The following is a 7,089-nucleotide window of genomic DNA, read 5'->3' as shown; positions in this document are numbered from 1 at the left end:
CGCAACACAGTTAAAGCGTGACTTAAACGAGTTTCATAATAGGATGAAGCAGTTTTCCAATCCATTTTTCCAATTTATTTTATAGCGTTTATTGCATGTATGAGGTACAGTAAGCAACCTCAAAGTCTCCCTTTTTAAGGGAAACGGGGGATCCCTTGGTACTTCATGGGAAACAGAATTGCTATAATTACTTAAGCGCAGATGAAATTTTCTAAACCATATATTTTGATAAGACGACCAATTTTATCGATTTTCGCATCACCATCAGGTAGATTCTTTCTAAGCTCGAACTTTGTTGTTTTACCAATTATATTCTCACCCCCAGGAATTATCAGCTGGATGTAGGCATCTTCCTTACTCGAATAATTAATACTATCCGGACTGAGCTTGAGGTTTACTTTTTGGTCAATAGCTTCAACTGAAGCATCACATAAAAAATAAGACGCAGACAATATAAGTTCTTTAACACGATTTGAGGGAATCAGATAATCTTGATTCAAGCCACTTAATTGATCAGAAGGAACAACTAAGCACAAAATAGAGTATTGTTGTGTAGAGTCTTTTAGTGGCGGTGACGGTGGTGGTGTATTTGGCTCTGGTTTTTCTTGGGTTTTAAAAATCACTGGTTTCAGAAAAGCGTAGGAGCCAATAACTATAAGAGAGATGAAAAGTATAAAGTATACTTTCAACCAAAGCTCAGGAGTAACTCGTAAACACTGCGTCAACGGATCTTCTTCTGGCAACGGCTTATCTAATACTTCTTTACATAATACTTCTAATACTCTATCCATATTATTACTCCAATCATTGTCATCATCGTCAATGAAATACTTTTTAAAAAACTGCAAGTCTTGTTTGATGGTCGAATCCTGAGTTATATTGAAATGCTCACAGATTTTCTGGTAGTTGTCTGGAGACAGCTTGCTGATGGCTGTATACATACAACCCTTATCGGTTGAGTTGCAGTATTCCTTAATTTCACGATAAACTTCGTCGAAGCGACTTCGAGATTCTTTATCCATTTGGTTATCATACTCTTTTAAGGAAAATTGGAATATTGATAAAGTTGCTCCCCTAGCTTACAGAATAGAGGGAAACTACCTCAGCACTTTTCCAGCTTTCTTAATATTTTCCTTAAGTTGTTTAGCTTCCTGGTGTAGCGGATTCCAGATCGATAAGTCTTTTTGTAAAGATAGTTGAGCTTGATCATAGGCTTTATCTAGCCGCTCTTGATAACGGTCTACAATTTCTTTTTGAGAAGACTCAACCTTTTTTATAAACTTATTCATTTGACAGATAAACCAATCCGCCACCTGACTATAAATTTCTATTTCTGCCTGATTTTTTTGCCATAGCCAGTGTTTATTGATGTCTTCTATTTTGGGTAACTGAGCATTATCACTAGAGCGTGTTTCTTGTTTAATCGTCTTTACTTTTCTTTTAAATAAAAATAAAGTTCGCTTGAGTTCCGTAACTTCAACGTCTTCTAGCCATGTGCCTTCTATAATTGCGAATCCAGCTTCAAACTTAAATTTTGGCTCAGGTATACTATCAATTATCTCAAGTTCTGATCTCGAAAAGCTAATCGCTAAATTGGGGGCAATATTCCCCATTCCTTCCTCAAGAAGAGACAGGTAATAATCCAATAAAGTCTTCAAGCCATCAACTACCCCTTTCATCTCTCGATCTAATATTTGTTTGACAGCTTCATTCATCAGACCCTTTAATGCACTAGTCAATTGATTGAGTTTATCATTAAGCTTCCTTAAATCTTTTTTCTCTTGCTCAGTACGTGCTTCGATCTTATTCCCATTTTTAGTAGGATATTCTAAATCAATTAAATCTCTAATTACTCCTTCTAAAAGATTCAACTTGTCCGGATCAGCTGCTTGAAGCACTTTGCTATCTAAACAGATTTTTCCTGTATCCAAAGACTCAACCGTTGGCGTCAATATTTCTTTTACTACTGCTTGCTCTACTCCTCTTCTCCATCGATAGAGCAGTATTAAACTGTTTGCGCGCTCTTGGTAGTCTCCTTGCCTGAGTTCTTCAATGATACTTTCGACAATTTGCTCCAACTCATTCCTAGGATCTGAAGTAGTATCTGAAGAGTTATTATCCTCGGAAAAACTTTGATCGCTCTCTTCTCTAAAACCCTTTAGAGCATTTTCAATTTTTTCAAAAGGGTCTCTTAGTTCTTGAGCTTTTTGTGAAATAAACTGACTGATGTCTTGCCGAATTTGGGCAATAGTCTCACATTCTTTTTGGTAGTCTTCTTCTTTACTATTAATGAAGGCATAAGTGGTTTGTATAGCCCACTCTGCTACGGCATTACCTGCTTTAGCTTTAAAGCGGTCTACAATTTGCGGAATAACTAATTGTGGAAAGTTTTGATCGATATGCTCTTTCAGGTATTTGTGAAATTCCTCTGCGTAAGAGGCTTCCCAAACCTTCTCGGCAACACGGTGGCGCTGATGGTTTTCCCATCGCTCTACTTTTCTGGGTAAATCTTCTATAATATCTTTGGGAATTAAGAATTTAAAGCGATCGTCTATTTTTTCAAATGCTTGAGTACTTTTTTGCTGATTATAACTCTTCATTTGAACCGACAATAGAGCTGGCAATGCACTCATCTTGATGACTTGTAGAGCACTAATATCTTCTTGATATTCTTCTAGCTCCTTGGTTAACTTTTGTTTGATATTGTGAACAGTTCTTTTGAAAAAATCTCTTTCACTATCCGGCCAATCTTTGTCATCCCGAAACACATCAATTCGATTCAGAACAAAGAGCATCCGGGCTGGTTAGCCTCCTAGTTCTTTGACCTGATCAACCACTTCTTGGAGTAACTGACTAACAGTATCTTTATTGATTTCTGCACTATTATAGGTAACTATACATAAGGCTTCTTTACATTTTCTAATCACAGAAGCATTCCCTTCATCACCCACATGGGCTAAACCGGGAAGATCCATGATTCGCACTTTGGTTTTTTCAGGCAAATCAAGCAGGTTAGGATCGGCTACAAGCCGGAAAGGATAATATATCGTTGCTTGTGGACAAGCAACACTGGTTTTTTCGTCTCGATTAGCTTGAAGATAGGACTTCATGACTTGGTCTAAACGGTCATAAATGTCTTCGTCGGTAAGATTGCGCCATTCTCCACATTCCCAAAGTGCCCCTGGGGTCTGATCAATTTTCAGAGATTTCGTTTCACTGTATTCTACAATCACAACCCCTGCACTCATTTCTTGTACAGCAACTGGGAGAATTTCTGTGCCACACAAGAAGTTGACCAGGGTACTTTTACCACTGCTAGTTGTCCCGGTTGTCGCTAAGGTAAGAACCGGTTCACTGAGTTCTTTAACTAATTCACTTACCGCCACCTGGAATTGGCTGTTTAAATCTTCGAGTTCACTGTAGTATTCTGGGGGTAACTGCTCACGGATATGCTCATGAAAACTCCCCCATTCCTGGTAAACATTCCCGATTGATTCTTCAACAGCTTCAAACGTCTTTTTGATGTTGCTTCTCATTATCCTCAAAGCCTTTAGTGTTGAGTTGTAACGATGGTAAAGCACCCTAGAGTTCGTGTTTATTTTTACCTAATTATTTAGTTAGCTTTTGAATAACTATTACTATAATAATAGCGTTTTTTAACCCAAATTTGTCAAGGTAACTGGCAAATTGAAATATTTCTTAATCTAGGCAAAGACATAGCGCTACGGGCAAGGCAACAGGCAACAGGCTAAATTTTAGCATAACAGCTTTTCAACTTGTATCAATTTCCTAACCTGAATGGGTAGTGCTTTAAATGAGATGTAAACCTAAAAGGTATTTTTTGACTGTCCCATAAAACTCCAGACCTCTTTACCCTATTGCCTTTTGCCTATTGCCTTTTGCCTTTTTAAGCAATCCCTGTGTTTACAACCCAGATATAAACCCGCTGATTATGTCTGTGATGGACTGGTGGTTTCAGGGTCTAAGGGATTATCTGAGGTGGATTTCTGGGTAATCCAAGCGGTAATAATGTGAGAAAGTAGTCCGACTGGTCCTGCAAATAAACATAGAATTAAGGAGTGAATAGTCCAAATACCAGCCTGTTGCCCTTGCCAGTAAATCCAACGGCCTACAAACAAGTCCAGAACTAGGAAGTGTATCCAGCCAGTAGCAGCAACGGTTTCGTCACTAAAGAAACGGGCAATATCGGCTAACTGAGGATTCGATAAGGCTTGGGCGGATTCTGGTGTAATGCTATTAATAAATAGTTGACACTCCCCGTCCTAAAGGCGCGGGGATTCTTCGATCATAGACTCGGCTTGCTGAACCTGGCCGGAACCAAGAACAGTAGAGGCTAAATCTCCCGAAGCGTTCGGATCTATGATCCAGGTTCCGGTGTGCCCCACCGTACCCAAGGCTTTTTTAAGGATATTGACTGCGGCGTTATGGTCTCTGTCCAACTTACAACCACACTTACAAATGTGAGTTCTAGTTGATAATGATTTCTTCACTACTTCGCCGCATTCTGAGCAGTTTTGGCTTGTATAAGCAGGATTTACTGCTACAGTCACTCTGCCAAACTTAGTTCCAAAATGCTCCAGCCATTTCCTGAATTGATACCAACCAGCGTCATTAATAGACTTAGCAAGACAATGATTCTTTACTAGATTCTTGACTCTTAAATCTTCGTAAGCGACCAGGTCGTTAGACCGGATTACGCAACGTGCCAGTCTCTTAGCATGTTCTATGCGCTACGCGCAGGCTTCGCCAACACGCTGCCTACTTATTCTAAGATGATGCCTTCCTAGTCTGTTAATGGCTTTCTTGCGGTTAGCAGAGCCTTTCACTTTCCGAGATACTCGACGTTGATAAAACTTTAAGCGTTTTTCGCCTTTCCTATAGAATCTAGGATTTGGTTCTGTGTTTCCGTCAGAGTCAGTATAGAACTCCTTTAGTCCCAAATCTAGACCAACGTTTCTCTTAGAAGGGTCTAAGTCTTCTTTTATGTCAACTGCTACGCAAAATTGAACATAGTAGCCATCAGCGCGTTTAATTATCCTTACTCTTTTGATTTGTTTTTTGTCGAATTGCCACAAATCCCAAGTTCCCTTGAGCTTGAGCTTTCCGATGCTTTTCTTGTCACTGAAGGTGATAGCCTTATTATCAGAGGATAGCTTCCAACCAGACTGCTTGTACTCTACAGACCGGCAATGTTTTTGAAATCTAGGAAAGCTCTTTTTTCCAGGCTTGTTCTTTTTGCAGTTGTCATAAAATCGAACAATCGATGACCATGCACGTTCAGAAGCTGCCTGTCGTGCTGTTGAGTTCAGCTCATTAGCAAAAGGGAATTGCTTAGCCAGTACTTTACAATACTTACTAAGGTCATATTTCCCAGTCCCTTTATTGTCCATCCATAAACGAAGACAAGAATTGCGAACAAATTTAACTGTCCGAATAGCTTCATCTATGGCTTTGTATTGACTTTCTTTCCCGTAAGCTTTGAACTCAATTATGATCATTGACCTAAGGTCACGCTCCGCGAACGCCGAATCGCATTAATCTGTTGTGTTAATCTGTGGTGTTAATCTGTTCTGGTTCAGTTTCCATAGTTGGATGTTGCTTAGACCAATAACATTGTCATTGCTCGTCCCAAACCCGATCACTGGGCAGATTTTACTATTAGGTCGCCCCTGGGGATAATTTTAAACAAATTCCACAGGTCTTGTGGAATTTACGGTATAAATATTCAACGGTGAAGGTTAAACAAATAAATTATAATAAATCCGATGATTAACAACCATGACGGCTCTCTAGCCACTACACTAAAGCAACGGCGTCAAAAATTGGCTCAGCTGGTGGATTTTCCAGTAATTCTCTGGTCTGGACATCCTAGTCCTCGGAATTTCCGAGCCAATTCGTTCCCGTTTCGGGCTAGCAGTCACTTCTTGTATTTTGCTGGTTTATCCCTAACTAATGCAGTAATTGGCCTCAATGATGGCAAACTGGATTTATTCATGGATAAGCCAGCCCCTGGTAGTGCGTTGTGGCACGGAGAAACCCCTTCACCTGAGGAAATTGCTGAGATGATTGGGGCTGATCGGGTTTTTCCCCTCTCAGAATTGCAATTGCATTCTCAGGGAGCAGCAACCATTGCTGTTCAAAATCCCACTACTTACAGCCAACAACAGGAATTATTAGGTCGTGCTGTGGGACCCGCTGATGCTCCAGAAGGGATTGACTTGGATTTAGCAAAAGCAATAATATCCCTACGGTTATACCATGACGAGGGGGCATTATCGGAGTTGCGCCAAGCCGCTGAGGTTTCGATAGCTGCTCATAAAGCCGGAATGGCAGCTACTCCCAAGGCTAAACTGGAAGCGGAAGTGCGGGGGGCGATGGAAGGGGTAATTATTTCCCATAATATGACCCGTGCTTACACAAGTATTGTTACGGTTCATGGGGAAGTGCTCCACAATGGTGAGTATCACCATTCCCTGCAACCAGGAGATTTACTGCTGGCGGATGTGGGAGCAGAAACCCCTATGGGTTGGGCGGCGGATATTACCCGTACTTGGCCGGTGACTGGAAAATTTTCCCCTACTCAGCGGGATATATATAATGTCGTCAAAGAAGCCCATGATTTCTGCATCAAGAATCTTTACCCTGGGGTGGAATATCGAGAGATTCATATGACAGCAGCAGGGGTAATGGCTGAGGGATTGATAGATTTGGGGATTCTGCGAGGAGACATCTCGGATTTAGTAGCAATGGATGCCCATGCTTTATTCTTTCCCCATGGTGTTGGTCATTTGCTGGGATTAGATGTCCATGATATGGAAGATTTAGGGGATTTGGCAGGGTATGCACCAGGACGGGTAAGAAGCGATCGCTTTGGCTTGGGCTTCCTGCGACTAGACCGACCCTTGGAAGCAGGGATGTTGGTGACAATTGAACCAGGATTCTATCAAGTTCCAGGGATTTTGAATGACCCGGAGCGACGGTCAACCTACAAAGATATGGTGGATTGGGATAGATTGGCACAATTTGATGATGTGCGGGGAATTCGGATTGAAGATGATGTGTTGATTA

4 protein-coding genes and 2 pseudogenes are annotated in these 7,089 nt (G+C 40.9%); 1 reads left to right on the top strand and 5 read right to left on the bottom strand.

Annotated elements, in window-relative coordinates; all coding sequences use genetic code 11:
• Nucleotides 1–191: 191 nt before the first annotated feature.
• The 5 genes and pseudogenes from F6K38_RS32175 to F6K38_RS32155 form a co-directional block, all read right to left on the bottom strand.
• Nucleotides 192–1,022: a hypothetical protein gene (locus F6K38_RS32175; RefSeq protein WP_287255076.1), complete on the bottom strand. Its 831-nt coding sequence runs from the start codon at nt 1,020–1,022 to the stop codon at nt 192–194.
• A gap of 75 nt (nt 1,023–1,097) precedes the next feature.
• Nucleotides 1,098–2,795, bottom strand: coding sequence for a hypothetical protein (locus tag F6K38_RS32170; protein ID WP_287359139.1), 1,698 nt, complete (start codon nt 2,793–2,795; stop codon nt 1,098–1,100).
• A gap of 9 nt (nt 2,796–2,804) precedes the next feature.
• Nucleotides 2,805–3,536 carry a dynamin family protein gene (locus F6K38_RS32165; RefSeq protein WP_287359136.1) on the bottom strand — a complete coding sequence of 244 codons (732 nt, stop codon included), beginning with the start codon at nt 3,534–3,536 and terminating at the stop codon, nt 2,805–2,807.
• A 414-nt stretch (nt 3,537–3,950) separates the two neighbouring features.
• Nucleotides 3,951–4,268: pseudogene (locus tag F6K38_RS32160) on the bottom strand (ABA4-like family protein); the annotation flags it as partial.
• A gap of 15 nt (nt 4,269–4,283) precedes the next feature.
• A pseudogene (locus F6K38_RS32155) lies at nt 4,284–5,519 on the bottom strand (RNA-guided endonuclease InsQ/TnpB family protein).
• A gap of 267 nt (nt 5,520–5,786) precedes the next feature.
• Here F6K38_RS32155 and F6K38_RS32150 point away from each other — a divergent pair.
• A partial coding sequence (locus F6K38_RS32150; RefSeq protein ID WP_287359133.1) for an aminopeptidase P family protein occupies nt 5,787–7,089 on the top strand: 1,303 nt, incomplete at its 3' end.

Origin of the sequence: Moorena sp. SIO3B2 (assembly GCF_010692525.1) — a bacterium.
GTDB lineage: Bacteria > Cyanobacteriota > Cyanobacteriia > Cyanobacteriales > Coleofasciculaceae > Moorena > Moorena producens.
The sequence above is the reverse complement of the archived record's forward strand: the minus strand, read 5'-3'. Positions and strand labels throughout refer to the sequence as shown.